The organism is Amycolatopsis sp. NPDC098790 (genome assembly GCF_044759945.1).
GTDB lineage: Bacteria > Actinomycetota > Actinomycetes > Mycobacteriales > Pseudonocardiaceae > Amycolatopsis.
Genome location: NZ_JBIWAI010000002.1, coordinates 568,999 through 593,763, shown reverse-complemented (window position 1 = coordinate 593,763; position 24,765 = coordinate 568,999). Strand labels below are relative to the sequence as shown.

General features: G+C 71.3%; 20 protein-coding genes. 5 read left to right on the top strand and 15 right to left on the bottom strand.

Annotated elements, in window-relative coordinates:
• Nucleotides 1-413: 413 nt before the first annotated feature.
• The 3 genes from ACIQWX_RS16300 to ACIQWX_RS16290 all read right to left on the bottom strand — a co-directional run bounded on the left by ACIQWX_RS16300 (nucleotide 414) and on the right by ACIQWX_RS16290 (nucleotide 2,709).
• Nucleotides 414-1,388, bottom strand: coding sequence for an ArsR family transcriptional regulator (locus ACIQWX_RS16300; RefSeq protein ID WP_400870808.1), 975 nt, complete (start codon nucleotides 1,386-1,388; stop codon nucleotides 414-416).
• Nucleotides 1,385-1,747 carry a DUF3253 domain-containing protein gene (locus ACIQWX_RS16295; RefSeq protein ID WP_400870805.1) on the bottom strand — a complete coding sequence of 121 codons (363 nt, stop codon included), beginning with the start codon at nucleotides 1,745-1,747 and terminating at the stop codon, nucleotides 1,385-1,387. Before ACIQWX_RS16295 ends, ACIQWX_RS16300 begins: the two co-directional genes overlap by 4 nt.
• A gap of 107 nt (nucleotides 1,748-1,854) precedes the next feature.
• Complete coding sequence (locus ACIQWX_RS16290; protein WP_400875782.1) at nucleotides 1,855-2,709, bottom strand: helix-turn-helix transcriptional regulator; 855 nt, start codon at nucleotides 2,707-2,709, stop codon at nucleotides 1,855-1,857.
• 131 nt (nucleotides 2,710-2,840) lie between these two features.
• Here ACIQWX_RS16290 and ACIQWX_RS16285 point away from each other — a divergent pair, with 131 nt between their 5' ends.
• From ACIQWX_RS16285 to ACIQWX_RS16270, 4 genes are read left to right on the top strand one after another with little or no spacing between them, the layout of a single operon-like run.
• On the top strand, nucleotides 2,841-3,701 hold the full coding sequence (locus ACIQWX_RS16285) for an SDR family NAD(P)-dependent oxidoreductase (RefSeq protein WP_400870802.1): 861 nt from the start codon (nucleotides 2,841-2,843) through the stop codon (nucleotides 3,699-3,701).
• A 60-nt stretch (nucleotides 3,702-3,761) separates the two neighbouring features.
• Nucleotides 3,762-5,735, top strand: a complete 1,974-nt coding sequence (locus ACIQWX_RS16280) for a hypothetical protein (RefSeq protein ID WP_400870799.1) — start codon at nucleotides 3,762-3,764, stop codon at nucleotides 5,733-5,735.
• A gap of 2 nt (nucleotides 5,736-5,737) precedes the next feature.
• Nucleotides 5,738-7,279 (top strand): hypothetical protein, encoded by a 1,542-nt coding sequence (locus ACIQWX_RS16275; RefSeq protein WP_400870796.1) that lies wholly within the window; start codon nucleotides 5,738-5,740, stop codon nucleotides 7,277-7,279.
• Nucleotides 7,280-7,301: 22 nt separating this feature from the next.
• Nucleotides 7,302-7,871: a hypothetical protein gene (locus tag ACIQWX_RS16270; RefSeq protein WP_400870793.1), complete on the top strand. Its 570-nt coding sequence runs from the start codon at nucleotides 7,302-7,304 to the stop codon at nucleotides 7,869-7,871.
• Nucleotides 7,872-7,887: 16 nt separating this feature from the next.
• Here ACIQWX_RS16270 and ACIQWX_RS16265 read toward each other — a convergent pair whose 3' ends face one another.
• Nucleotides 7,888-8,133 (bottom strand): hypothetical protein, encoded by a 246-nt coding sequence (locus ACIQWX_RS16265; protein ID WP_400870790.1) that lies wholly within the window; start codon nucleotides 8,131-8,133, stop codon nucleotides 7,888-7,890.
• 72 nt (nucleotides 8,134-8,205) lie between these two features.
• Nucleotides 8,206-9,117, bottom strand: coding sequence for an NADP-dependent oxidoreductase (locus ACIQWX_RS16260; protein ID WP_400870787.1), 912 nt, complete (start codon nucleotides 9,115-9,117; stop codon nucleotides 8,206-8,208).
• 77 nt (nucleotides 9,118-9,194) lie between these two features.
• Between ACIQWX_RS16260 and ACIQWX_RS16255 the strand changes: the two genes are divergently transcribed.
• Nucleotides 9,195-9,764: a TetR family transcriptional regulator gene (locus ACIQWX_RS16255; protein WP_400870784.1), complete on the top strand. Its 570-nt coding sequence runs from the start codon at nucleotides 9,195-9,197 to the stop codon at nucleotides 9,762-9,764.
• A gap of 243 nt (nucleotides 9,765-10,007) precedes the next feature.
• Here the strand turns inward: ACIQWX_RS16255 and ACIQWX_RS16250 are convergent, their stop codons facing one another.
• Genes ACIQWX_RS16250 through ACIQWX_RS16205 form a run of 10 tightly spaced genes read right to left on the bottom strand, consistent with a single transcriptional unit; the run spans nucleotide 10,008 to nucleotide 24,625 of the window.
• A complete protein-coding gene (locus ACIQWX_RS16250; RefSeq protein WP_400870781.1) occupies nucleotides 10,008-11,837 on the bottom strand; it encodes an OmpL47-type beta-barrel domain-containing protein in 1,830 nt (609 codons plus the stop codon).
• Nucleotides 11,838-11,897: 60 nt separating this feature from the next.
• Nucleotides 11,898-15,845 carry a ThuA domain-containing protein gene (locus tag ACIQWX_RS16245; RefSeq protein ID WP_400870778.1) on the bottom strand — a complete coding sequence of 1,316 codons (3,948 nt, stop codon included), beginning with the start codon at nucleotides 15,843-15,845 and terminating at the stop codon, nucleotides 11,898-11,900.
• Between the two features lie 11 nt (nucleotides 15,846-15,856).
• Complete coding sequence (locus ACIQWX_RS16240) at nucleotides 15,857-16,834, bottom strand: multicopper oxidase domain-containing protein (RefSeq protein ID WP_400870775.1); 978 nt, start codon at nucleotides 16,832-16,834, stop codon at nucleotides 15,857-15,859.
• 19 nt (nucleotides 16,835-16,853) lie between these two features.
• Nucleotides 16,854-17,708: a TIM barrel protein gene (locus tag ACIQWX_RS16235; RefSeq protein WP_400870773.1), complete on the bottom strand. Its 855-nt coding sequence runs from the start codon at nucleotides 17,706-17,708 to the stop codon at nucleotides 16,854-16,856.
• Nucleotides 17,709-17,717: 9 nt separating this feature from the next.
• Complete coding sequence (locus tag ACIQWX_RS16230; protein ID WP_400870770.1) at nucleotides 17,718-18,722, bottom strand: sugar phosphate isomerase/epimerase family protein; 1,005 nt, start codon at nucleotides 18,720-18,722, stop codon at nucleotides 17,718-17,720.
• Nucleotides 18,719-19,864: a Gfo/Idh/MocA family protein gene (locus ACIQWX_RS16225; protein ID WP_400870767.1), complete on the bottom strand. Its 1,146-nt coding sequence runs from the start codon at nucleotides 19,862-19,864 to the stop codon at nucleotides 18,719-18,721. Before ACIQWX_RS16225 ends, ACIQWX_RS16230 begins: the two co-directional genes overlap by 4 nt.
• 32 nt (nucleotides 19,865-19,896) lie before the next feature.
• Nucleotides 19,897-20,952, bottom strand: coding sequence for a substrate-binding domain-containing protein (locus ACIQWX_RS16220; RefSeq protein ID WP_400870764.1), 1,056 nt, complete (start codon nucleotides 20,950-20,952; stop codon nucleotides 19,897-19,899).
• 21 nt (nucleotides 20,953-20,973) lie between these two features.
• Nucleotides 20,974-21,975, bottom strand: coding sequence for an ABC transporter permease (locus ACIQWX_RS16215; protein WP_400870761.1), 1,002 nt, complete (start codon nucleotides 21,973-21,975; stop codon nucleotides 20,974-20,976).
• Nucleotides 21,972-23,471: a sugar ABC transporter ATP-binding protein gene (locus ACIQWX_RS16210; RefSeq protein ID WP_400870758.1), complete on the bottom strand. Its 1,500-nt coding sequence runs from the start codon at nucleotides 23,469-23,471 to the stop codon at nucleotides 21,972-21,974. Before ACIQWX_RS16210 ends, ACIQWX_RS16215 begins: the two co-directional genes overlap by 4 nt.
• Nucleotides 23,468-24,625, bottom strand: a complete 1,158-nt coding sequence (locus ACIQWX_RS16205; RefSeq protein ID WP_400870755.1) for an ROK family protein — start codon at nucleotides 24,623-24,625, stop codon at nucleotides 23,468-23,470. The genes ACIQWX_RS16210 and ACIQWX_RS16205 overlap by 4 nt, the downstream gene beginning before the upstream one ends.
• Nucleotides 24,626-24,765 lie beyond the last annotated feature (140 nt).

The following is a 24,765-nucleotide window of genomic DNA, read 5'->3' as shown; positions in this document are numbered from 1 at the left end:
CACGCTCGCCCATACCGCCACCGGCTCGCCGCGGCGCCGGGCACGCCCACCCACGACCACCGAAACGCCGCGGCGCCGGGCACGCCCGCTCACCGCACCACCGAAACGTCGTGGCGGCGAGCATGTCTACCCACGGCACCACGAATCCCCGTGGCAGCAGGCATGTCCACCCACGGCACCACTGAATCATCGTGGCGACGGGCACGCCCGCCCACCGCACCACCGACCCGCCGTGGCGACGGGCACGTCCACCCACGGCACCACTGAATCATCGTGGCGACGGGCACGCCCGCTCACCGCACCACCGACCCGCCGTGGCGACGGGCACGCCCACCGGCACCACTGAATCGCCGTGGCAGCGGGCATGGCCGCCCAGGGCAGCGCCGAATCGCCAGCGCGGCCGGCATGTCCGGCTAGGGCGTCACCGGATCGTCGTGCAGCAGGCCGTTGCCCCGCGCGGTGCGCTCGTACAGCACCACCCGGCCGGCCCTCCGGGACCGCACCAGATGGTTCATCCTCAACACCGCGAGGTGCTCGCTGACCGTGGCGGGCGTGACCCCGAGGTGCTGCGCGAGCTCCGTCGTGGATCGGGGCAGGTCGAGCAGGGCGAGCAACGCCGCCCGGCTGCGGCCGACCAGCTCGGCCAGCGGCGCCCGCGCGACCGGCGCCTGTGCCCAGAGCCGGCCGACGCCGCGGGCGGGGTAGCCGATCGAGACCTGGTCGTGGCCGTCGCAGACGCTGAGCCTCGGCCAGATGAACGCGCTCGGCTTGAGCAGCACGCCGACGCCGTTCACGGTGTGGCGGACGTCGTGGTGGGGCAACAGGACCCGCAGCACGTCGCCCGCGTACTCGATCCGCGGGTGGAGGTCGTCGAAGAGCCGGGCGAGGCCACCACCGGTCAAAGCGGCCGACCGGTGGACGAGGTCGGCTTCGTGCAACGCGCACAGCCGCGGCCAGACCGGCTCGATCGCCGCGCGCCAGTACGCGGCGAGCAGGTCGCAGAACGGGCCGAGCTCACGCCCCGGGTCGTCGTACAGCGGCCGCAGGATCGGCGGAACTTCGTCGCCCGCCCAGCCTTCGTCGAAGTAGCACCGGACGCCGGCGTCGTCGGTGGCGCGCACGCGATCGAGCTGGTCGGCGAAGGTTTCGCCGGGTTCGGTCAGCGGGTTGAGGAAGCCGGGGAAACCGTGGTCGAGGGACAGCAGGGTGAAGAGCACGGTGAGGTCCAGCCCGGCCAGCCGGGGCCGGGCCGTGGTGATCCACGGGCGGTGGAGGTCCGCACCGCGGCGGCCCGCCAGGACGTAGACGCTGTTGCGCAGCTCCTCCATCGGCGACCGCGCGAACCGCACCTTCGCCAGGTCGAGCGGGCCCAGCAGCAGCTCGATCACGGGTCCGATCGTACGTCAGGGCGGACGATCCGGATCCGGATCGGACCCGTCCAGGTACCGCCGGGGTCGAGGGTGCGGCCGCGCTGGGTCAGCCGGACCGCGCCCAGTTTCGCGAGTTCGCGGGCCAGCTCACGGGCGTCGGGCAGCAGGGGCCGCCAGTCGTCCGCGACCGCCCTCGCCGCGTCCGACGGGCACGTGCTGCTCTCCGGTCCCCGTGCCGCCGCCAGTGCCAGGATCGCGGCCCGGAGCCGGTCGGGGGTGGCGGTGGCCGTCAACGCCGTGCGGGCGTGGTCCGCGCCGGGGCCGCCGCCGTCGCGGACGCGTTCCAGTTCCCGCCGCGGGGCCGGCTGATCGGGCATGCCCCAGCATCGCACCGATCACCGCCGTCAGCCCGGTCGGGCCCGCACGTCCTCGTTGCCGGGGCCGTCTGGCTCGAGAATGCGTCTCCCACGATCACCGGCCACGCTCACTCCCCGGCGAAGCTCTCCGTGCCGAGCACCGAGAGCAAAGCCAGCTTCTCGTGGCTTTCCGTCCCCGGCGTAGCGGTGAACACGAGCAGCGACTGCCCCTCATCCGGATCCAGCAGCACCTGGCAATAGAGGTCCAGCCGCCCGACCCGGGGGTGCGCGAACCGCTTGGTTTCACTCCACCGCAAGCCCACTTCGTGCCGCTCCCACAGCCGGGCGAACTCGTCGCTGGTGCGCCGCAGGACTTCGGCCAGCTCCGCCGCGGGCGAGCCGGGTCCGTAGCGAGTCACCGCCCCGCGCAGCTGCGCGACCGTGACGCGGCTGTTCTTGTCGTGCTCCGCGGGGTCGTACCGCGCGCGGGCGGCGGGATCGGTGAACCAGCGGTACGCCGCGCTGCGGGCGTTGCCCGTGTAGCGGGTCTCGTCGCCGAGCAGCGCCACCGCGGACGGCGTCTGCAGCAGCGTCTCGCCGAGCGGGCCCATCACCTGGGCGGTGGCGCCCGCCAAGCCGTCCACGATCCGCATCAGCCCGGGACCGACGTGCCGGGAGCGCAGGTCGCGCCGGGCGGTGCGGTAGCCGGCCAGCAGGAACACGTGATCACGCTCGTCGGGGGTCAGCCGCAGGCCGCGGGCGATGGCCGCGACCATCGGCTCCGACGGCTGTGGTCCGGTGCCGCGTTCGAGCCGGGCGAAGTAGTCGGCGGACATGGCGCACAGCTCCGCCACCTCCTCGCGCCGCAGGCCCGGCGCGCGCCGGCGCGGCCCGCGCCGCAGCCCGACGTCCTCCGGCTGCAGCGCCGCGCGCCGGGTGCGCAGGAACGCGCCCAGTGACGCGAGGTCGAAGCTCGGGTTCATGGTCCTCATCGTCGACCACCTCGCCCGGTTCAGCCACGGCCTGGCAGTCAGTGGCTGAGCGGGTCCTTCCTCCGCTCCCGGCCGCTGCGTTCACTGGGGAAGCGAGCGAACTTCGAGTGAGGAGCGGAAAAATGGCGAAGTGGACGACGGACGACCTGCCGGACCTGACCGGGCGGACGGTGGTGGTCACCGGAGCGGGCCGCGGCCTGGGACTGATCACGGCGCGGGAACTGGCCCGCGCCGGCGCCCGGGTCGTGCTGGGCGTGCGGGACGTCGGCAAAACCCGCGCCGCGGTCGCCGGACTCCCTGGCACCTTCGACGTCCGGCCCCTGGACGTGGCCGATCTGACGTCGGTGCGGGCCTTCGCCGGCTCGTGGTCCGGCCCGCTCGACGTCCTGGTCAACAACGCCGGCGTGATGGACGTCCCGGCCGCGCGGACGGCCGACGGGCTCGACCGGCAGACCACCACCAACCACACCGGCCCGTTCCTGCTGACGAACCTGCTCCTCGGGCACGTCACCGACCGGGTCGTGCACGTCACCAGCGAGCTGCACCGGCGGGGCGAGCTCGACCTCGCCGACCTGGACTGGCGGACGCGCGGCTACCACGGGATGGCCGCCTACCAGGCGTCGAAGCTGGCGGTGGTGCTGTTTTCCCTGGAATTGCAGCGCCGGCTCGACGCGGCGGGCAGCGCGGTCCGCTCGGTGCTGGCCAGCCTGGGGATCGCGCGCACCGCGCTGGCCGCGCATTCGCGGTCGAACGTCGTCAACCGCTTCAGGTTCCTGACCAACTCACCGGAACGAGGTGCGCTGTCGGTGCTCTACGCCGCCACGGCGGACGTGCCCGGCAACGCCTACGTCGGGCCGGACGGGCCGGGCGGCCTGCGCGGCGGCCCGGCGGTGCGCCGGGCGGGCAAGGCCGGTCTCGACGCGGCGCTGGCCCGCCGGCTGTGGGACGCGACCGACGGCCTGCTGAGCGCGGCAACCCGGTGAACCGGGACGGGATTCCGCGTTTTGTCGTATCCGGCACCGGGACCTCCTACTCTCACAGGAGTGGACGGCATCGACAGTCTCCGGCACGCCATCGAGACCATTCCCATCCCCGGCGCTCCGCCCCGCCTGTCGCGGCAGGGTGCCGCCGTCGGGCTGGCCCTGCTCGACACCTCGTTGCGGCTCAACCACGTGCGCCGGCTGACCGAGCGGCTCACCGTCGTCGAGCACGGGACCGCCCGGCGCAGCACCGAGGTCGACGTCAGCCTCAAGCTGCTCGACGAAGGCCAGCGCCAGGCGACCGCGCAGCTGCAGGACCTCATCGGCCGGGAACACGGCGAGCGCGCCGCCTCCAGACCCGCGCGGCAGCGGTCGCTGTGGGTGCCGCTCGCCCGGCTGCCGCGCCGGGACGTCTCCCCCGTCGACGTCTTCGACAGCTCCGGCCAGAAGCTGCCGCGGCTGACGCAGCACGAGGCGTCCCGGCTGGTCGCCGCCGGGCTCTACCGGCTGCTGCGCGGGATCCTCGCCAGTGACGAGAACGCGCAGACCGCCAAGCACGAGCTGAACACCTTCCTGTTCCAGGTGCACGAACCCCGCTGGCTCATCCAGCAGGCGCTGCTGACGCTGCTCACCGAACGGAACCACCCGGAGGAGGAGTTCGCGCTGGCGCCGACCGGCGGCACGGTCCCCGGGTACGGGCGGCAGTGCCGGGAACTGGCGCTGGACATCCTCGCCGGCTGTTCCGAGCTGCTGGTCGAATACGCGTACCTGCTCAACGTGGCGGTCCGGGATTACATGCTGGTCGTCGCCCTCGACGACTCCGTCGAGGAACACCGGCTCAGCTACGAAACCCCGTTGCACGTCGACGCGCGGCGGCCCGCCGCGCAGGAGCAGTGGCGGCGGCTCGCCTCCAGCCGGCGCGGGTACGTCGTGAGCTACGAGACGACGATCCCGGCGACGCTGAAGTCCTACCACCTGGTGGCCGGTACCGCGCCGGAGGCCGAGATTTCGCGGATGTACCTGTCCACCGACGCCGACCAGCACCAGGTCGACGGGCTGGCCGAAGACCTGGTGTCGCTGGCCGAACGGCAGGACGCCGCCCCGCTGCAGGAAGCCGACGGCGCGCGGCACAAGATCCTCGAGCTGCAGGCGCAGACCGTGCTGCGGCGCCTGGCCGACCTGCTGCGCCGCCGCAAGTGGGAGGCCGGCCAGTCCGGCGTGGAGCTGTCCCCGCGCAGCCTGCCCGCCTGCCACCGGCTCGCCGCCGCGGCGACGACGGGCGAGGCGGTCCGGATCGACACCAACGAGCTGGACAACTCGCTGCGGCGGCACCCGGAGTTCACCGCCGCGAACCTGCGCGAGGCCGCGCGCGAGCTGACCGACCGGGAGTTCGGGCAGGACCTCGTGCTGGTCACCGGCATCGCCGACAACGAGGGACGCGCGTACTGGCGCCGCTCCGGCGGCCGCGACCCGCGCGGCGACCACGTCCGGGTGCGCGCGACGCTCGTGCTCAAGGACTCCACGAAGTCCGGCCCGCTCAACGTGACGTTCTACGCGCTCGCCGTCGCGGCGGTGTCGTTCGTGCTCGGGTGGATGCTCGTGGGCAGCCCGTGGCCGTACGGCCGGGCCGCCACCGCCGCGCTCGGCCACATCGGCGACGGCCAGTCCGTGATCACGATGCTGCTGCTGTTGCCCGGTTTCCTCTACAGCCGCCTGTCGCTGCCGCCGCGCCGGACCGTGCTCGGCTACCTCGGAACACTGCCGCAGGCACTCGTGCAGCTGAGCATCGCGGCCGTCGCCGCGTTCGCCGCGGCCGTCGCGACGCAGAGCCGCGGCGAAGTCGTGCAGACCACGCTGACCGTCGCGGTGGCGCTGCCGGTGCTCGCCGCGCTGGTGCTGTTCGGCCAGGCGTCGTGGCGCGAGTCGGCGATCCCGTTGTCCCGCATCGGGGCGCCGCGGTGGGCGGGCACCGGCGCGTGGGACCGGCGCAAACCCCTCGAAGCCGACGTCCGGTTCGACTCCTCCGGGGGGTGGTGAAGGTGCGCACCCAGCGCGTCTCCGTGCGGAACGTCGCCGACCTCGCGCGGGCGGGGTTCGAAATCGCGCGGCAGCCGGTGACCAAAGTGGACTTCGAGGTGCACCACGCGCTCGCCCGCACCGGGTACCTGCGCGACCTCGTGTCCGCGGACGACGACAGCGCGGTCTTCCTCGAGACGCTGTGCTCGGCCACGAACGGCGCCGGCGTCGTGATCGGCACCCGCACCCGGAAACCCTTGGACGGCACCGAAGCCGTCGAGCACAGCGACGGCAGGCAGCCGGCGGAACGCCCGGAGCAGAACGCCGGCGGCTGGGTCTTCCACCAGACGACCTCGCCCAACCCGACGTTCATCTACGAGTCCGCGCAGACGTTCGAAGGCCTGATCGCGATCGACCCGGCGGCGCGCGAGGTGTGCGAGTGGCACGGCCTGGCGGTCCGCGACCTGGTGCGCGAGATCTCGGACGCGGCGTCGGCGCTGATCGACGCGCCCCTGCTGTCGCTGCAGAGCCCGGCCCAGCTGCCGACGATCGTCAAGACGCGCAACCACGACCTGCGGACCCGCAAGGAGGTGGCGCCGCCGTGCTCGTCGCTGGCGGTCCGGTTCGCGATCGCGCTGCGGGACGTGTCCGCGGCCGCCCGGTTCGAGCTGGCCGACCGGTTCCGGGAATTGTGCGAGAAGCACCGGTACAGCTTCTGGCTCGCCGACACGCGGCCGGGGCACCGGCAGGGCAACTGGTTCGAGGTCTACCACGCCGACGGCGAGTTTTCCCCGCTGTACAAGGGAGATCTCCGGTCCCGCCAGCGGATCGGCACGGTCCTGCCGGTGACGTTCGTCGGCCCGGCGCGGATCGGCTCCACGCACGCGATCGCGTCGTTCCTGCAGCGGTACCCGCAGGTCGGGGTGGTCGGCTGCGCGGGCACGACGCTGTCGGACGTGGCGTTCGTCCACCTGCAGCTGTCGATCCAGGGCGTCGCCGCCGAGCGTCTCAACCGCATCCTGACGAAGCTGCTGGGCGAGTCGTCGACGCCGGCCCGTCCGCAGAAGCTGCTGCGCGAGCTGTTCAAGCGCCTCGGCCTGCCCCCGGACCCGGAGGAGGCGGCCGGGTCCTTCGCCGACCCGACGGCGGACTACCAGACGTTCGCGGGCCCGGCGTTGCCGTACCGCCCGTTCCAGATGCCGGAGAGCATGGCGGTGTGGGTGTCGTGGGAGATCGCCCGCCAGCGCGGCGGCCTGGCGGCGCCGCTGGAGTGCCTGTACCGGGCGCTGGCCCAGGTGGCGTCGGCCGCGGACTCGGCGACGGTGGAGTACCTGATCTGCCGGGCGACGGAGCAGTCGGTGGTCCGGGGCAAGGCGAAGCTGGCGGTGCCGAAGTCGGTGCTGAAGCAGTTCACGGCGGGCGGGGTGGAGCTGCCGGCGTCCAAGTTGTGCGCGTCGCTGGAGGAGGCGTGGAAGGCGCAGGTGGACCGGTCCGGAGTGGACGGAGTGGGCGAGCTGACGGTGGCGTGGCGCGAGTCGTGGCTCGGCCACTGGACGTACTCGTGACGTGCTGCGGCACAATGACGGCGTGAATCCGACAGTCGCGGTCGCGCTGGTCACTTCGTTGTCCACCCTGGCCGCGGCCGGGCTGACCGGGACCATCTCGGCCCGGCTGACCAGGCGCCAGCTCGAGCACCAGCGCGTCCTCGCCCGTGAGCAGCGCGCCGAGGAGCGGGCCGACCACCGCCGCGAACTCCGGCGCGAGGTCTACCAGCACTTCGTGTCCCAAGTGGACGAGGCGTACCGCGTCCTCGACGCCGGCTGGTTCGCGGCCCCGTTCACCGGGGGATCCCATTGGGAGGGCGGGTTCGCCGCGCGCCGGGCGCTGGACGAGGCGAACGTCCGCGTCCAGCTGGAGGGACCGGAGGAGGTCGCCACCCAGGCGGCCGAGGTGGTGCGCAGCGTCGGCCGCGAGTTCCGCGAGCACCGGCGCATCCTGGACGCCCACCCCGGCGCGACCGGCAGCGCGGCGGAACTCGATGCCGCCGGTCGTACCGAGGTGTTGAAGGCGCGGTTCCGCACCACCGCCGAGTTCATCTCGAGCGCGCGGCGGGAGTTGAACGAGCCGGCACCGGCGACTGACTCGCGCGGGATCTGACGCGTGTCTCGACGAGCTACCGCACGGCGCCGGCGTAGATGACGATTCCGAGGCCGGTCAGGATGAGCGGGACGACCACCAAGGTCCAGGTCAGCAGCCGCTTGAGCTTGTAGATGGCCACCAGAGTCTCGTACTTCATCTGCAGGTCGGCTTCGTCGATGTCGTCCGCCTGGAGGATCCGGCCGACCACCTGGTCCATTTCCGTGCCGGGGCGCACCTCGTGGGCGGCCATGATGCCGAGCTGTGCGAGTGTTTCGGCCATCGCGGTGGTCTCCTGTCGGTTCGCCTGCTCCTCGCAGTCGCCGACGTGGGCGCGGCCGTTACGCCCCGTCCCTCACATCGTCAGGACGATCTTGCCGTGGACGTGGCGGCTCGCCTGCAGTTCCGCCGCCTCGCGCACCTGCTCGAGCGGGAACCTCGCCGCGATCGGGACCGTGATCTCCCCCGCCACCACCGCGTCGACCACGCGCTTGAACTCCGCCGGGCCCGCGTCGAAGCCGCCCCTGGCGTGGACTCCGCCCGGCGGGTTCGGGCCCGCCGCGATCGTCGAAATGCGCGACGGCGGGATGCCGAGCGACAGCGCCGCCGAAGCCGTCTCCGTGCCGAACAGGTCCGTGGCCGCCGTCGGGGCCAGTGACCGGACGCGGTCCGCCAAGCCCGGGCCGTACGCCACCGGCTCCGCACCCAGCCCGCGCAGGAACTCGAACGTCCCCGCCGACGCCGTTCCGATCACCCGCGCGCCCGCCAGCCGGGCCAGCTGGACCGCGAACACGCCCACACCGCCCGCCGCTCCGCCGATCAGCACCGTGTCGCCGGGGCGCACGTCGATCGCCGCCAGGGCCGCCGCCGCGGTCAGGCCCGCCACCGGGAGCGTGGCCGCCACCTCGTCGGGCACGCCGTCGGGCGTCGGCCAGAGCGTCTCGGCCGGGGTCGCCACCACGGCGTAGTCCGCCGCCGCGGCGGCCATCACGCCGCCGAAGACCCGCTGCCCGGCTGTGAACCCCGTGGCGCCTTCGCCGACTTCGTCGACCACGCCGGCGAGGTCGTAGCCGAAGCCCGCAGGCACCGTAACGCCGAACCCGGCGGCCAGTTCGGGCATCGCCACCAGGCCGACGTCCATCGGGTTCAGGCCGGCCGCCGCCACGCGGATCCGGATTTCGCCCGGCCCGGCGTGCGGCTCCGGCACCTCCCGCAGCTCCAGCACTTCGGGACCACCGAACTTCGAGTACACGACCGCGCGGCTCATGACGCACCTCCGAGTGATGAGACTTGGTCCCATCACCGTACACGAGGTGACGGGACCAAGTCCCGTACACTCGGGACATGGCCCGCTGGCAGCCCCACGCACCGGAGCGGCTCGTCGACGCCGCGCTCGACCTCTTCGAGGAGCGGGGCTACGAGAACACCACCGTGACCGAGATCGCCGAACGCGCCGGGCTGACGAAGAGCACTTTCTTCCGGTACTTCCCCGACAAGCGCGAAGTGCTCTTCGGCGGCGACACGATGGCGGGGCTGCTCGCCGACGGCATCGACGACGCACCGGCCGGGGCCAAGCCGCTCGACGCCGTGGCCCACGCGCTGGACGCGGTCGGCCGGCAAGCCTTCACCCCCGACCGCCGCGAGTTCGCCACCCGGCGGCTCGCCGTGCTAGCCGCCAACCGCGAGCTACGGGAACGCGAAGCGCTGAAGGGGCTCGGGCTCACCGCGGCGATGGCCGAGGCACTGGAGCGCCGCGGCGTACCCGACCCGGTGTCCCGCGTGGCCGCCCAGCTCGGCGCGCTCGTCATGACGCTCGCCTACGAACGCTGGTGCGACCCCGCCGAAGAAACCGGCTTCGGCGAGGCCGTGCACCAAGCACTCGGTCAAGTCCGGGCGGCTACAGCAGCTTCCTGACGTCACCGGCCGCCGCCGACATCCGACCCGAACGCCGTGCGACCCCGCCCAAGAATCGGCTTCGGCGAGGCCATCCACCAAGCCCTCACTCAAGTCCCGGGGCTACAGCAGCCTCCTGACGTCACCGGCCCGGGCGCCCGCAGTGGGCGCGCCGCCGACATCCGGCCCGAACGCCAGTGCGGCCCCGCCGAAGAAACCTCCTTCGACGAGGCCGCGCACCAAGCCTCACTCAAGTCCGGATCGCTACAACAGCTTCCTGACGTCACCAGCCCGAGCACCCGCAGTGGGCGCACCGCCGATGTCCGACTCGATCGCCGCCGTCACGATGCGGTTGCGGTCACCCGATGACAGCACCCCATTTCCCACCAACTCCTGGGTCACCGCCTTCACGTGCTTCACGAACCGGTCGTGCGACGGGTACTCCGCGTTCGCGTCGATGACGTCGTTGAGCGTGCAGCCGTTGCCGGTGTCGATGTTCACGACCTGGCTGTCGATCTCGCCGATCACCACCGTCTCACGGGTGTCCGAGACCGGGCACGCGTCCGGCGGCGGCGGGGCCGCGACCACCGTGAACGTCCCCGGTGCCTCCGCCGAGACGTTGCCGGCGACGTCAGTGGCCCGGGCCCGCACCGTGTGCTCACCCAGCGCAGTCAGCACCACCGGCGCCGAATACGTGGTCCACGCACCACTGTCCACCTTGTACTCGATCGAAGCCACGCCGGACTCCGGGTCCACGGCGGACAGCGTCACGGTCGCCCGGCCGACGAAGTCCCAGTTGCCGTCCTGGTTCCCCGTCACCTGCATCGAGATCACCGGCGCCGTCGTGTCGCCGCCCGCGACCACCGTGAACGCCACACTTCCCTCGGAAGACGCGTTCCCGGCGACGTCCCGGGCTCGGTAGCCCACCGTGTGCGCCCCGGCCGAAGAAACTGCAACCGGCGCGGAGTACGCCGTCCACGCCCCACCGTCCACCTTGTACTCGACCGCGGCGACGCCGGACCCGGTGTCCGAAGCCGTCACCGTGACCGTCGCCTTGCCGACGTAGTTGCCGTCCGCGTCTTGAGTCCCAGCCACGGAAGCCGACACGGTCGGTGCGGTCGTGTCGCGCTTGACCACCGTGAAGCTCGACATGCCTTCCGGTGACGTGTTCCCCTCGGTATCGGTCGCCCGGAAGTGGACCATGTGCGCACCCGCGCCGGTCACCGCGACCGGCGCCGAGTACGCCGTCCACGCGCCGCCGTCCAGCTGGTACTCCACCGACGCCACCGGAGAGTCGGCGTCGGTCGCTGTCAGGGACACCGTGGCGACGTCGAGGTAGTTGCCCGCGGAATCCCGGTCTCCCGAAAGGGAAGCGGTCACCGTCGGCGGCGTCGTGTCACCCTGCCCCTCGACGATCGTGAAGTGCTCCATCCCCTCCGGAGACGTGTTCCCGGCGACGTCGGTCGCGCGGTAGTGGAGCATGTGCATGCCCACCGCGGTCACCGCCACCGGCGCGGAGTAGGCCGTCCACGTGCCGCCGTCGAGCTGGTACTCCACCGAGGCCACGCCGGAACCCGCGTCGGTCGCGGTCAGCGAAACCGTGGCCGACTCGATGTAGTTGCCGGCGGAGTCGCGGTTGCCCGCCACGGCAGCCGTCACCGTCGGCGCGGTCGTGTCGCCGGTGCCGTCGGAGACGACGAACTCCCCCACCATCGCCGTGTGGCCGGGGATCGTGCAGAAGTACCGGTACTTGCCCGGCGTGAGCGTCACGACCGCTTCATGACGGCCGTTGGCCGGGTCGAACGGGTTGGCCAGGATGTTCAGCGAAACGTCGTGGTTGTAACCCGGCGTCGACGTGTCGAACGTGAGGGTGTGCGACATCCCCGTCGTGTTGCCGGTGGCTTCGCTGTTCTCGAAGACGATGGTGGTTTCGCCGGGCAGGGCACCGGTCGGCGCGGACGCGTACTCGGTGGTGCTGTTGTTCCCGGTCCAGGTCAGCGTCTGGACCGGTGCCGCCAGCGCAGCCGCCGGGACGGCCAGCCCGAGCACCGCCAGAAGAGCCGTCAGCAGCACGGCTATCGGTCGTGGGGACATCGCGGGGAACCCTTCCTGGGAGGGATGGGGGCCGGACGCGCGCGCCCGGCCCCCATCGCGCTACAGCTGCCGCACCCGGATGTTGCGGAACTCGATCAGGTCGTTGTCGCTGTGGTTCTGCAGCCCGATGAACCCGCTGACGAACTGCCGCAGGTCGGTCGGCGGGTCACCCGCGCGCGACGACTGCTGGCCCGGCGTGTTGTCGAACTCGTTGATCACCACGCCGTTGCGGATCATCGTGTAGTGCTGCCCGACGACCTTGATCTCGTACTCGTTCCACGTGCCCTTCGGCCGCGCGCCCGCCTGGTCGATCGGGCGCGGGTCGAAGTTGTAGACCGACCCGGTCTTCTGCGGCTCGCCGGTGTCGCCGTCGTAGATCTGGATCTCGTGGCCGCAGTAGATGGCCACCCACGCCTGCGACGTCCGCGCCGACCCGGTCGTCCCGCAGCTGCCCGGCGGCCGCTGCTCCAAGGGCGTCCGCGGGTCCGGGAACCGGACGAAGACGCCGCTATTGGCCCGGAAGGTGTCCGGTGCGATGTCCTTGAACTGGACCTTCACCGAGAAGTTCGCGAACTGCCGCTGGGAGTACCACAGCATGCCCAGCCCGCCGCCGGCCCGGATGGACCCGTCGGGTTGCAGTGTGAACTGACCCGAAGGTGCCTGCGTCCACGCCCGTAGCGACTCGGCCGTGCCGTCGAACAGGGCTTCGTAGCCCGTCGTGCCCGCCTTGCCGATCGGCGACGCTTCGGCCGCCGCGTTCAGCTCGGCCACCTCGGAGTCGTTCAGCACCCCGAGGTCCGACAGCGTCTCGGTGGCCTGCTCGACGTGGTTGACGAACGCCGCGTGCGTGGTCCACACGCCTTCGTCGTCGATGAAGTCGTCGACCGTGCAGCCGCCGCCGGCGTTGCGGTTCACCACCTTCGTGATGCCGTCGCCCAAGGTCACCACCGGGCTCGGGTCGGCCACGACGCAGCCGACGTTCACCGAGGTCCGGGTCGTCACCGCTTCACCGTCCGCGTAGGTCACGGTCAGCTTGGCGGTGTAGAGGCCGGTGCGCGGGTAGGTGTGACGCGGGTCCGCCTGCGTGGACACCGAGCCGTCGCCGAACTCCCAGCGGTAGGACACGCCGCCGGACTTCGAGCCGGTGAACGCCGCCGTCAGCGCCTTGTTCTGCACCATCGTCGACGCCGCCGCCGGAGCGGGGGTCGGCGCGCCGCCCGTGTAGCTGATCTTCAGCAGCTTCTGGTTGGCGTCCAGGGAGAAGAACCCGTTGCCGTAGTCCAGGACGTACAGCGCGCCGTCCGGCCCGAACTTGGCGTCCATCCAGCTCTGCACCCGGGTGTCGCCGGACCCGCCCGGGATGATCTGCCGGAACGTCTCGGCGAACACCGGCGGCTGGTGCGTCGGCACGCCCGCCGGGTCCACGGTCACCGCGACCCGGTTCTGGGAGTTCGACTCGTCGCCGATGAACCACTTGTTGTCCCAGTACGCCGGCCACGCCACGCCGCTGTTCGTGTTGACCAGCGAACGGTGGTACGTCGGCCCGGACATGACCGCCTGGCCGCCGCCCCGCAGGTACGGCTGGGTGTAGGTGGCGTCCGCCGCGTTGTACGTCGGGATCGAGCTGCCGGGCCGCTTCGGGAAGACCGGGCCACCGCCGTCGGGCGAGTACCAGATCATGTTGTCCTTGATCGGCGGCAGGTTCACCAGACCCGTGTTGCGCGGCGAGGTGTTGACCGGGTTGTCGCAGTCGTACCAGCCGGTCAGCTCGGCCGCGTTGGTGCTGCTGCGGTCGCGGTAGGGCTGCCGGTTGCCCATGCAGTACGGCCAGCCGTGGTTGCCCGCCTCGGTGATGATGGTCGCCGTCTCGTACTTCGCCGGGCCCAGTTCGGGACTCGGCGAGGACGCGTCGGGGCCGACCCAGCCCGCGGTCATCCAGTTGTGCACCGGGTCGATCTGCAGGCGCGAGATGTTGCGGACGCCCATCACGTAGATCTCCGGGCGCGTCTTGTCCGCCGGCCCGTTCGGGAACAGGTTGCCCTGCGGGATCGTGTACGTCCCGTTCGGCTCCGGGTGGATGCGCAGGATCTTGCCGCCGAGGTCGTTGGTGTTGCCGGCCGTGCGACGCGCGTCCTGGAACGAAAGGCCCTTGTAGTCGAGCGTCCAGTTGTTGCCCGAGTAGCCGTTCGAACCGCCCGAGGAGTTGTTGTCCCCGGACCCGACGTAGAGGTTGCCGTCCTTGTCGAACGCCATGCCGCCGCCGGCGTGGCAGCAGCTGTGGATCTGCACGTCCCAGGACAGCAGGTCCTTGCGCGTGGCCTGGTCGATCGTCTGCGCGGTCGGGTTGTAGGTGAACCGCGAGATCGTGCGCTTGCCGATCCGCTTGTCGCGGTCGATCGACTCGTGCGGCATCCAGTAGGCGTAGAAGTAGCCGTTCTCGCTGAACTTCGGGTCCAGCGTCATGCCGAGCAGGCCCTCTTCGTTCTTGACGAGCTCGTCACCGCTGCCCCGGTTGCCCATCACGCGCAACGTGGTGAGCAGCTTGACCTTCTTGGTGACCGGGTCCCACTGGTGGATCGTGCCGCAGCCGAGGCCGACGTTCGGGTCGTCCCAGCTCACGACCGGTCCGGTCGGGCAGGCCGCCTTGCCGATGTAGAAGATCTTGCCGTCCGGGGCGATGGTCAGCCCGTGCGGCTCGCCGATCTGGTCGAGCTGCCCGGCCGCGTTCTTGCCGGTCAGCCGCTCGATCTTGTAGTTCGCGGCGATCCCGGCCTGGCAGTCGCCGCGCACCATGCCGGTCGTCCAGCGCAGGGCGCCGAGCAGGTGCTTCCGGAACTGGTCCTCGCCGTAGGAGCCTTCGGTGCGGCCCATGCCGGTGTAGAAGGAGCGGCCGCCGTCGTAGTCACGGCACCACGAGATCGGGTGGAACGCGCCGTTCGCGCCGACGCCCGGGTGGTAGCCCTTCTCCTCGACCTGCGCGACCGTGTGGACGGTGCCGACCGGGTTGGTCTCCCAGTTGAGCCACCGGTCGGTGCGCGTCCAGTTCTGCGGCAGCCCGGCGGTGGCCGGGTGCTGCGCGTCGAGGACGTCGACGACCGCTTGCTGCGGCGCGGGTTCGGGCGGCGGCGGGGTCGTCGAGGTGTCCTTGAACAGCTTGAGGTCGGCGAGCTGGATGAGCGGCTCACCCGAGTTCGCGGTGATGTTCAGCCGGTAGTTCGGGTACACCGTCGTGTTGGCGAAGGTGAAGGTCCGGGTCTGGAACCGTTCCTGGAACACCTCGTTGGTGCGCGTGTCCAGGTCGACCCAGGTGCTCCCGTCGGCGGACCCCTGCAGGGTCCAGTTCTTCGGGTCGCGGCCGGGGAAGTCGTTGGCCGACACCAGGGAGTAGCTGCTGACCGCGGTCGGCGTGGCCATCTTGTAGGCCGCCCAGCCGGTGGTCGCGAACGTCAGCCACTTGGTGTTCTCGTTGTTGTCGGCCAGCTTTTCCTTGGTCTCGTTCGGCGGGTTCTCCGCGCTCGCGGTCACCGACGCCACCGCTTCGGGCGTCGGACGCGCTCCGACCGGGCGAGCGCCGATCAGCCCGGTGAACCACTGGGACGAGTCCTGCGCGCGGGCCGCGTCGGAAATGCCGAGGAACCCGCCGCCGGCCTTCATGTACGCCTGCAGCGCGCCTTCCTGGTCACGGCTGAGCGTGACGCCCTGCGCGGACAGGTAGACGACCCCGCGGTACTTGGCGAGGTTCGCGGTGCTGAACACGGCGGGGTCCGAAGACGCCGTCACCGTGATCCCGTTGTCCGTGCCCAGCCGCGCGATCGCGTCGGCCGCGCGCAGCACGGGGTCCTTCTGGTCCGCCGCCGCGCCGTGGAAGACCAGCACGTTGACGGGCACGTTCACCGCGGCGGGCGCGGCCTGCGCCACCGGCATCGTGATCAGCGGGGCCCCGGCGGCGACCACCGCACCGATGGCGAGCACGAGCGCCCCGCGCCTTCCGAACCATCGTTTTCCCATAGCTCCCGTCCTCATGCGTGCGTCCGTCCATCCGGGTTCATGTCGTGCCCGGAGTGGTCATGCAGCTTGAACCGGTCGATCGCTTCCTGCGCTCCCTCGGGGAGGCTGCCGTCGGCGTTGCGGACCAGGAACAGGCCCACCATCCCGCCGTCGGAGTGGGTTTGGACGTGGCAGTGGTACATCCACGCCCCCGGCCCGACGCCCTCGCCGGCGATCACCTGGAAGCCGAACGAGCTGCCGGGGTCGAGGTTCTTGTTGTCGACGGTCTGGGCGTTGTCGCTCGCACTGCCGAGCATCCCGGTGCGGGTGTCGGCCCAGCGGTGCGCGTGCAGGTGGAACGTGTGCGGCAGGCTGCCGTACCCGATGCACACCCACTCGACGCGTTCGCCGAGCCGTGCCTCGAGGATCGGCGTGTCCGGCGCCATCTTGTGGTTGATCATCATTTCGTTGAACACGACGGTGTACTGCCGGCTCGGCAGCAGGTCGCCGCGCTTGCGCACGATCAGCCCGCCGTAGAGCCCGCGCGCGAGGCCGGCCGTGCCGTGGTCGGTGCCCATCGCGTGGTCGTGGTAGTGCCAGTAGCCGGCGTTGCCGGGCATCCAGAACCCGCCGCCGGCGTCGTACCGGGCCCGCGTCTTCCAGGTGTAGGTGCGGGTTTCGCCCGGCTTGTTGAACGACGCGTTGAGCGGGGCGCCGTCCGAACCGGTGTCGTAGTTGACGCCGTGCGGGTGGATCGACAGCCGCTGGTCGGTCCGGTTGACCAGTTCGATCTCGAGGGTGTCGCCCTCGTAGATCTCCAGCAGCGGCCCCGGGATCGTGGCCTTGCCCGGCTCGAGGCCGTAGCCGTAGAGGCCGCCGGGCAGGGCTTCGGCGTAGATGGTGATCTGGCGGTTCAGGCCCGCCGCGTAGGCCGAATCGGCCATCCCGACCGCGGGCACGAGGACACCCGCGGCGGTTCCGGCCAGCATCGACCGACGTGACACTCGCATGCGACTTTCCCCCGGGGTCTCAGAAACGCACGGTGCGGAGGTACTCGAAGCCGACCTTCGCGGTGTTCAGCGGGTCGGTGGGCTGGTCGTGCTCGACGATGTATTCGCCGATGTTGTGGCAGGACGCGGCGAAGATGCGCGGGAAGTTGATGACACCCGCGCCCGGGTCGACCATCTGCCCGTCCGCGGTCCGGTCCTTCACGTGGTACTGCGTGACGCGCGGGTAGTTCCTGCGGAACAGCTCGACCGGGTCCGCGCCGCCGTTCACCGCCCAGAACAGGTCGATCTCCAGGTGCACGAGCCGCTTGTCCGTCTTCGCGGTGAGCACGTCGTAGGGTACGACGCCGCCGATCGGGGCGAACTCGTGGTCGTGGTTGTGGTAGCCGAGCTTCAGCCCGGCCTTCCGGAAGGCGACCGCGGCGGTGTTCATCCGGCCCGCGAAGGCTTCCCACTCGGCGACGGTGCCGAAGTTCGCGTACGGCACGACGGCGGAGCGGTTGCCGAGGATCTTGGCGTCGGCGATGGTCTGGTTCAGGTCGCCGTCGATGCCGACGTGCGTCGAGGAGGCCTTGATGTGGTTGCGGTCGAGGATGGCGCGGAACTCGGTCGCGCTGCGGCCGTAGGTGCCGGCCAGCTCGACCTTGCGGTAGCCGATGTCGGCCAGCGCCGACAGCGTGCCTTCGGGGTCGTCCTGCAGCAGCGACCGCAGGGAGTAGAGCTGGATGCTGATCTTGTCGACCGGGATCCGCTGCCGGGCCGGGGAAGCGTCCGCGGTACCGGGCAACGCGATGGCCGCGGCCCCCACCGTGAGGGCCGCTGTCGCCACGTTCAGGAACGTTCGTCGGGAGTGCTGCTCTGGCAAGTCACCGCACATGGAACTCCCTCATCTCTGGTTGCTGAAAGCCGCGTCGAAAGCCGCCGACGGCTGGTCGAACAGGTGCTCGCGCAGGTACTTCACCGCCTCCGCCGCGCCACGGAGCCGGTCCATCCCGGCGTCTTCCCACTCCACCGAGATCGGGCCGGTGTAGCCGATCGAGTTCAACGCCCGGAAGCAGTCCTCCCACGGGACGTCGCCGTGGCCGACGGACACGAAGTCCCAGCCCCGGCGCGGATCGGCCCAGGCCAGGTGCGAGCCGAGCCGTCCGTTGCGGCCGTCGAAGCGCTTTCTCGTGTCCTTGCAGTCGACGTGGTAGATCCGGTCGGCGAAGTCGAGGATGAACCCGACCGGGTCGAGGTCCTGCCAGACGAAGTGCGACGGGTCCCAGTTCAGCCCGAACGCCGGCCGGTGGCCGACGGCTTCGAGCGCCCGCTTGGTCGTCCAGTAGTCGTACGCGATCTCCGACGGGTGGACCTCGTGCGCGAACCGGACGCCGACCTCGTCGAAGACGTCCAGGATCGGGTGCCACCGACGGGCGAAGTCCGCGTAACCGTCATCGATGTCATCGCGCGTGACCGGGGGAAACATCGCGACGTACTTCCAGATCTTCGACCCCGTGAAACCGATTACCGTGTCCACGCCGAGCTTCGCCGCCGCCCTCGCCGTGTCGGCCATTTCGGCGGCCGCCCGCTGCCGGACGCCCTCGGGTTCGCCGTCGCCCCAGATCCGGGACGGCAGGATGGCCCGGTGCCGGGCGTCGATCGGGTCGTCGCAGACGGCCTGGCCGACGAGGTGGTTCGAGATCGCCCACACCTTGAGCCCGTGCTCGGCCAGCAACGCCAGCCGCGCCGGCACGTAGTCCTCTTCGGACAGTGCGCGGTCGACCTCGAAGTGGTCGCCCGAGCAAGCGATTTCCAGGCCGTCGTACCCCCAGTCCGCGGCCAGTTTGCAGACCTCCGTGAACGGCAGGTCCGCCCACTGGCCGGTGAACAGCGTGACCGGACGGCTCATTTCTCCTCCACCGAGGTCCAGGCCGCCTGCGCGGCCGCGCTCTGCTCGACGGCGTCCAGCACCCGCTGGACGCGCAGGCCGTCGTCGAAGCTCGGCGCGGGGTCGGTGCCCGCGCCGATGGCGTCCAGGAGGTCGGCGACCTCGTGCGTGAACGTGTGCTCGTAGCCGAGGAGGTGGCCCGGCGGCCACCACGCGCCGACGTACGGGTGCTGCGGCTCGGTGACGAGGATGCGGCGGAACCCGGCTTCGGTGCCGGTGCCCTCGTACCACTGGAGCTCGTTCATCGACTCGAAGTCGAACGCCAGGCTCGCCTTTGACCCGTTGATCTCCAGCCGCATCGCGTTCTTGCGGCCCAGCGCGAACCGGGTCGCTTCGAACGACGCCACCGCTCCCCCGGCCAGCCGGGCCAGGAACAACGCGGTGTCGTCGACCGTCACGTCGTCCGTGCCGCCGGTTTCGGACGGCCGCTGCTTGACGAAGGTGTTCGTCAGCGCCGAGACCCCGGTGATCAGGTCGCCGGTGACGAACTGGGCGGCGTCGACGATGTGCGCACCCAGGTCGCCGAGCGCGCCCGACCCGGCGGACTCCTTGCGGAGCCGCCAGGTCATCGGCGCCTCGGGATCGGACAGCCAGTCCTGCAGGTACACCGACCGCACGTGCCGGATCTCCCCGAGAGCCCCGCTCGCGACGAGTTTCCTGGCGTGCGCGAGCGCGGGCACCCGGCGGTAGTTGAACGCGACCATGGCCCGCACCCCGCGCTCCCGGGCCCGCCGCGCCGCCTCGGCCATCGCTTCGGCCTCCGCGACCGAGTTGGCCAGGGGTTTCTCGCACAGCACGTGCTTCCCGGCCTCCAGCGCGGCGATCGCGATCTCCGCGTGGCTGTCGCCCGGCGTGCAGACGTCGACCAGGCCGACGTCATCCCGCGCGACGAGCTTGCGCCAGTCGGTCTCGACGTCTTCCCAGCCGAACTTCTCCGCCGCCGCCCGGGCCCGGTCCTCGTCACGGCCGCCGAGGACGGCGAGTCGCGGCACCAGCGGTGGGTCGAAGAACCGGTGGACGCTGCGCCACGCGTGCGAGTGCACCGCACCCATGAACGCGTGGCCCACCATCCCGATCCCGATGGTTTCCCGTGCCGGGGACATACCCCTCCTCTGTTCTCGGTGGAAAGTCCGGGTCAGGAGTCGAAGCCGACGTCGAGGTACTGGTCGACGTTCTCCTTGGTCACGACCGCCGAATACGTCGTGATCTCGGCCGGGATGTCGTGCTCGGCCAGGTCGCCGATCCCCTTGCTCTGCCCGAGCAGCCGGGCCAGCGCGACCGCCGTCGAGGCCATCGACGGGCTGTAGAGCACGGTCGCCTTGATCGGCGACGAGTCCGTCTTGATCAGGTTCATCATGTTCTTCGAGCCGGCGCCGCCGACCATGATGAACTCCTTGCGGCCGGCGGTGTCGATCGCGGCGTTGACGCCGATGCCCTGGTCGTCGTCGTGGTTCCACAGGGCGTCCAGCTTGGGCGCGCCCTGCAGCAGGTTCGCCGTCTGCTGCTCCCCCGACTCCGAGGTGAACTGCGCCGAGACGCGTGGGCCGACCTTGAACCCGGCGCGCCCCAGCGCGTCCGAGAAGCCCTTGCTGCGTTCCTGGGTCAGCGGCAGCGAGTCGATGCCGGCGACCTCGCCGATGATCGGGTTGGCGACGTTCTTCTTCTTGAGCTCCGCGGCGATGTAGTTGCCCGCGTTGACGCCCATCCGGTAGTTGTCGCCGCCGATCCACGTCCGGTACGCCAGCGGCGTGTCGAAGACGCGGTCGAGGTTGATCACCGGGATGCCCGCGTCCATCGCCTGCTGGCCGACCGAGGTCAGGGCCTTGCCGTCGAAGGGCAGGATCACGAGCACGTCGACCTTGGCGTTGATCAGCGTCTCCACCTGGGAGATCTGCTGGTTGACGTCGTTGGTGCCCTCGGTCGCGTTGAACTTCACCTCGCTGAACTTCTGGGCCTGGGCCTTGGCGTTCTTGGTGATCGCCGCGATCCAGCCGTGGTCGGCGGCCGGCGCGGAAAAGCCGATCGTGACCGGCTTTCCGGGCTGGGCGTTGTTGCCCGCGTTGGCGACCGGCGCGTTGGATTCCGAGTTCGCGGGCGTGTTCGACGTGCAGCCGGCCAGCAGGGCGCCGGCGCCGACGGCGGCCCCGCCCAGCAGGAACCCTCGGCGGCCGAGGAAGGGTTGTTCGGCCATGGTGACCTCCATCGGTGGGGATTAACTACCGGTCCTGGCTTTCCTGGCCCGGAACTGCAAGAGCACGGCGAGCACGATGATCACGCCCTTGGCGATGTTCTGGATGTCGGTGTCCAGGTTGTTCAGCGTGAAGATGTTCGACAGCACCGTGAAGATCAGCACGCCGATGAGGGTGCCGATGAGCGAGCCGCGGCCGCCGGTCAGCAGCGTGCCGCCGATGACCACCGCCGCGATCGCGTCGAGCTCGTAGAACATGCCGTTGGTCGACGCGCCGGCGGTCGTCCGCGCGACGACCATGAGCGCGGCGATCCCGCAGCACAGCCCGGCCACCCCGTAGACGAGCGCGAGGTGGCGCTTGACGTTGATGCCGGCCAGCCGCGACGCCTCGGCGTTGCCGCCGACCGCGTACGTCCGGCGGCCGAAGGTGGTGCGGTTGAGCACGACCCAGCCGACCGCGAACACGAGCGCGAACAACCAGATCAGCGTGGGGATGCCGAGGAAGCTGCCGCGGAAGAAGGCGAGGAAGTCCTGGTCGTCGACCACCTGGGTGCGCCGGCCGCTGATCCGCTCGGCGAGCCCGCGTGCCGAGACGTACATCGCCAGCGTCGCGATGAACGGCACGACCTTGCCGTAGGCGACGAGGACGCCGTTGATCAGCCCGCAGCCGAGGCCGACCGCGAGGCCGCAGACCACCATCACGAACGGCCCGTACGACTGCGTGGCCAGGGTCGTCAGCCAGACGCCGGCCAGGCCGACCATCGAGCCGACGGACAGGTCGATGCCGCCGCTGATGATCACGAACGTCATCCCGACGCTGACCACGCCGATCGCCGCGGCCAGCCGCAGGATCGTCGAGATGTTGCTTTCGGTGAAGAACAGCTCGGGCCGGGTGAACTGGCCGACCAGGCACAGGACGACGAGCACGCCGGCCAGGCCGAGCAGCCGCGGGTCGGCGGAGAAGGAGAACCGCCGCTTCCGTTCGACGGGAAGCGCTTCCTGTGGCGGTGCTTGCGTTTCGGTCATGCCGCGCTCCCCTCGAGAATCACGTCGAGCACCTCGGCCTCGGTCAGCCCGCCGGAGCGCCGGTCGGCGAGGACGCGGCCCTCGCGCAGCACCAGCACCCGGTCGGACAGCCCGAGCACCTCGGGGATTTCACTGGACACCAGCACGATCGCGACGCCGGTCGCGGCCAGCTCGTCGATCAGCCGGTACAGCTCGGCCCGGGCGCCGACGTCGACGCCGCGTGTCGGCTCGTCGAGCAGCAGCACCCGGCACCCGCGGACCAGCCACCGCGCGAGCACGGCCTTCTGCTGGTTGCCGCCGGACAGCGTGCGGACGATCCGCCGCGGATCGGCGGGCCGCAGGTCGAGGCGGCGCAGGCTCGCGCCGGCGTCGTCCAGTTCCTTGGCGCGCTCGGTGAAGCCGAGCTTCGCGTACCGGCCGAGGCTGGCCAGGGTCACGTTGTGCACGACCGGCAGGTCGAGCAGCAGACCCTGGCTCTTGCGTTCTTCAGGCGCGAGGCCGATGCCGGCCTTGACGGCGGCCAGGACGTTGCCGGTGCCGAGCGGTTTCCCGTGCACGGCGACGGTTCCGCGGTCGGCCTTGCGGGCGCCGAAGATCGTTTCCAGGAGTTCGCTGCGGCCCGAGCCGACGAGCCCGGCGATGCCGACGACCTCGCCCGCGCGGACGGTGAAGCTGACGTCCTCGAACTCGCCCTTGCGGGAGAGGTGCTGGACTTCGAGGGCCGTCTCCGGCCGGGCGTGGCCGTCGTGGCGCGGGCCGAAGACGGTCTCGACCTTGCGGCCGGCCATCAGCGCGACCAGGTCGGCGGTCGGCGTCGCGCGGGCGTCGAGTCCGGTGCCGACGGTCCGGCCGTCCTTGAGCACGGTCACCCGGTGCCCGATCCGGCGCAGTTCCTCGAGCCGGTGGGAGATGTAGACGACCGCGACGCCGTCGGCGGTCAGCTCGCCGACGATCCGGAAGAGGTTGTCGACCTCCTCGCCCGCCAGCGCCGCGGTGGGTTCGTCCATCACGAGCAGCCGGGCGTCGTGGGCGAGCGCGCGGGCCATCGAGACGAGCTGCTGCCCGGCCGCGGACAGCTTGCCGACCTCGGTCGACGGCCGGATGTCGGGGTGGCCGAGCCGGGCCATCAGGCGGGCGGCTTCGTCGCGGGCCTGCGAGATGCGCGTGAAGCCGAAGCGGGCGCGTTCGTGACCGAGGAAGATGTTGTCCGCCACCGAAAGGCCGGGGACGAGGTCGAGCTCCTGGTACATGGTGGCGATGCCGAGGCGCAGGGCGTCGACCGGCGTGCCGAGCGTGACGGGCTCGCCCTGCCAGGTGATCTCGCCGGTGTCGGGCTGGTGCGCGCCGGCGAGGACCTTGATGAGCGTCGACTTGCCCGCGCCGTTCTGGCCGAGCAGGCAGTGCACCTCGCCCGGTTCGACGTCGAGGTCGACGCCGTCGAGCGCGCGGACGCCGGGGAAGGTCTTCACGATCCCGCGGACGGACAGCAGGGTCATACCGAGGCCTCCTCGACGAGCGTCGGGTTCGCGAACAGCCGCTCGGCGGCCAGGTGCGCGGCGCCCCGCAGCGGAGCGCCCAAGCCGAGCCGGGACGGCACGATCCGGGCGTGGCCGAGCGGCCGGGCGGCGAGCTCGACGCGGATCGGTTCGACCAGCCAGTCGCCGAGTTCGGCGAAGTACCCGCCGAGCACGACGACGTCCGGGTCGAGCACGTCGACCACAGTGGACAGTGCGACGCCGAGCGTGACACCGAGTTCGTGGACCGCGGTGCCCGCGCGCTGGTCACCGAGCCGGACGCGCTGCTTGAGCAGGGCGACCCGGCCGCCGACGCCGAGGGCGGGGTCGTGCAGCGGATCGCCGGGCGCGGCGGCCGCGCGCAGGACCGCGGCGAGGCTCGCCTTGGTCTGCAGGCAGCCGGTCCGGCCGCAGGAACAGCGTTCGCCGGACGGGTCGACGGCGATGTGCCCGACCTCTCCCGCGAAGCCGCGCGCGCCGCGCAGGACGGCGCCGCCGGAGACGAGTCCGCCGCCGACGGAGGTGCCACCGCTGAGGTAGAAGAGTTCGCTGCCGACGCCGTCGACGGCTTCGGCGAGGGCGCCGAGGTTGGCGTCGTTGTCGACGGCGACGGCCTCGGCGGGCAGGCCCAGCCGGGCGGCCATCAGGCCGGCGATCTCGGCGTCGCGCCAGCGCAGGGCGGGGGCGAGCCGCAGCACGGCGGCGGCGGAGTCGACCAGCCCGGGGACGGAGACGGCGACCCCGACGGGGGTGCCGGGCAGCACCTGGTGGGCGAGGTGGGCGAGCTCGTCCATGCAGCGCGGCAGCCCCAGCGCGGCGACGTCGACGATCTCGGCTCTTTCGGCGACGGTCCGGCCGGCGAGGTCGGTGACGACCGCGGACAGCCGGTCGGCTTCGATGCCGAGGGCGAGGGCGTAGGCGTCTTCGCCGTGGAGTTCGACGAGCCGGCTCGGCCGCCCGTTGCCGGTCCGGACCCCGGCGGCCCGGACGAGCCCGCGCCCGGCGAGGTCGTCGAGCAGGCCGGGCAGGGCCGACTTGGCGATCCCGCACCGGGCGGCGAGTTGGGTGCGCGAGAGGGGGCCGGCACGGAGGGCGCGCAGGACGGAGGCGAGGTTGGCTCGCCTGGTGTCGGCCACGGTGCCCCCACTTGTGTCGTGTAGCGAGCGGACTTTGTCGCTCAGGCAGCGAAAGTAGGGTGGTGCGCATCACTCGTCAAGGTGATGAGGTCGCGCTATGCCCGGTTTTCACCCGGATAGACGTGCGAAACCGGACAGAC

What these genes read in the sequence shown, in the direction of transcription:
- ACIQWX_RS16295 (WP_400870805.1), bottom strand. Translation starts at nt 1,747, where the DNA reads ATGCCCGATCAGCCGGCCCCGCGGCGGGAACTGGAACGCGTCCGCGAC.
- ACIQWX_RS16290 (WP_400875782.1), bottom strand. Translation starts at nt 2,709, where the DNA reads ATGAACCCGAGCTTCGACCTCGCGTCACTGGGCGCGTTCCTGCGCACC.
- ACIQWX_RS16285 (WP_400870802.1), top strand. Translation starts at nt 2,841, where the DNA reads ATGGCGAAGTGGACGACGGACGACCTGCCGGACCTGACCGGGCGGACG.
- ACIQWX_RS16265 (WP_400870790.1), bottom strand. Translation starts at nt 8,133, where the DNA reads ATGGCCGAAACACTCGCACAGCTCGGCATCATGGCCGCCCACGAGGTG.
- ACIQWX_RS16260 (WP_400870787.1), bottom strand. Translation starts at nt 9,117, where the DNA reads ATGAGCCGCGCGGTCGTGTACTCGAAGTTCGGTGGTCCCGAAGTGCTG.
- ACIQWX_RS16255 (WP_400870784.1), top strand. Translation starts at nt 9,195, where the DNA reads ATGGCCCGCTGGCAGCCCCACGCACCGGAGCGGCTCGTCGACGCCGCG.
- ACIQWX_RS16250 (WP_400870781.1), bottom strand. Translation starts at nt 11,837, where the DNA reads ATGTCCCCACGACCGATAGCCGTGCTGCTGACGGCTCTTCTGGCGGTG.
- ACIQWX_RS16245 (WP_400870778.1), bottom strand. Translation starts at nt 15,845, where the DNA reads ATGGGAAAACGATGGTTCGGAAGGCGCGGGGCGCTCGTGCTCGCCATC.
- ACIQWX_RS16240 (WP_400870775.1), bottom strand. Translation starts at nt 16,834, where the DNA reads ATGCGAGTGTCACGTCGGTCGATGCTGGCCGGAACCGCCGCGGGTGTC.
- ACIQWX_RS16235 (WP_400870773.1), bottom strand. Translation starts at nt 17,708, where the DNA reads ATGTGCGGTGACTTGCCAGAGCAGCACTCCCGACGAACGTTCCTGAAC.
- ACIQWX_RS16230 (WP_400870770.1), bottom strand. Translation starts at nt 18,722, where the DNA reads ATGAGCCGTCCGGTCACGCTGTTCACCGGCCAGTGGGCGGACCTGCCG.
- ACIQWX_RS16225 (WP_400870767.1), bottom strand. Translation starts at nt 19,864, where the DNA reads ATGTCCCCGGCACGGGAAACCATCGGGATCGGGATGGTGGGCCACGCG.
- ACIQWX_RS16220 (WP_400870764.1), bottom strand. Translation starts at nt 20,952, where the DNA reads ATGGCCGAACAACCCTTCCTCGGCCGCCGAGGGTTCCTGCTGGGCGGG.
- ACIQWX_RS16215 (WP_400870761.1), bottom strand. Translation starts at nt 21,975, where the DNA reads ATGACCGAAACGCAAGCACCGCCACAGGAAGCGCTTCCCGTCGAACGG.
- ACIQWX_RS16210 (WP_400870758.1), bottom strand. Translation starts at nt 23,471, where the DNA reads ATGACCCTGCTGTCCGTCCGCGGGATCGTGAAGACCTTCCCCGGCGTC.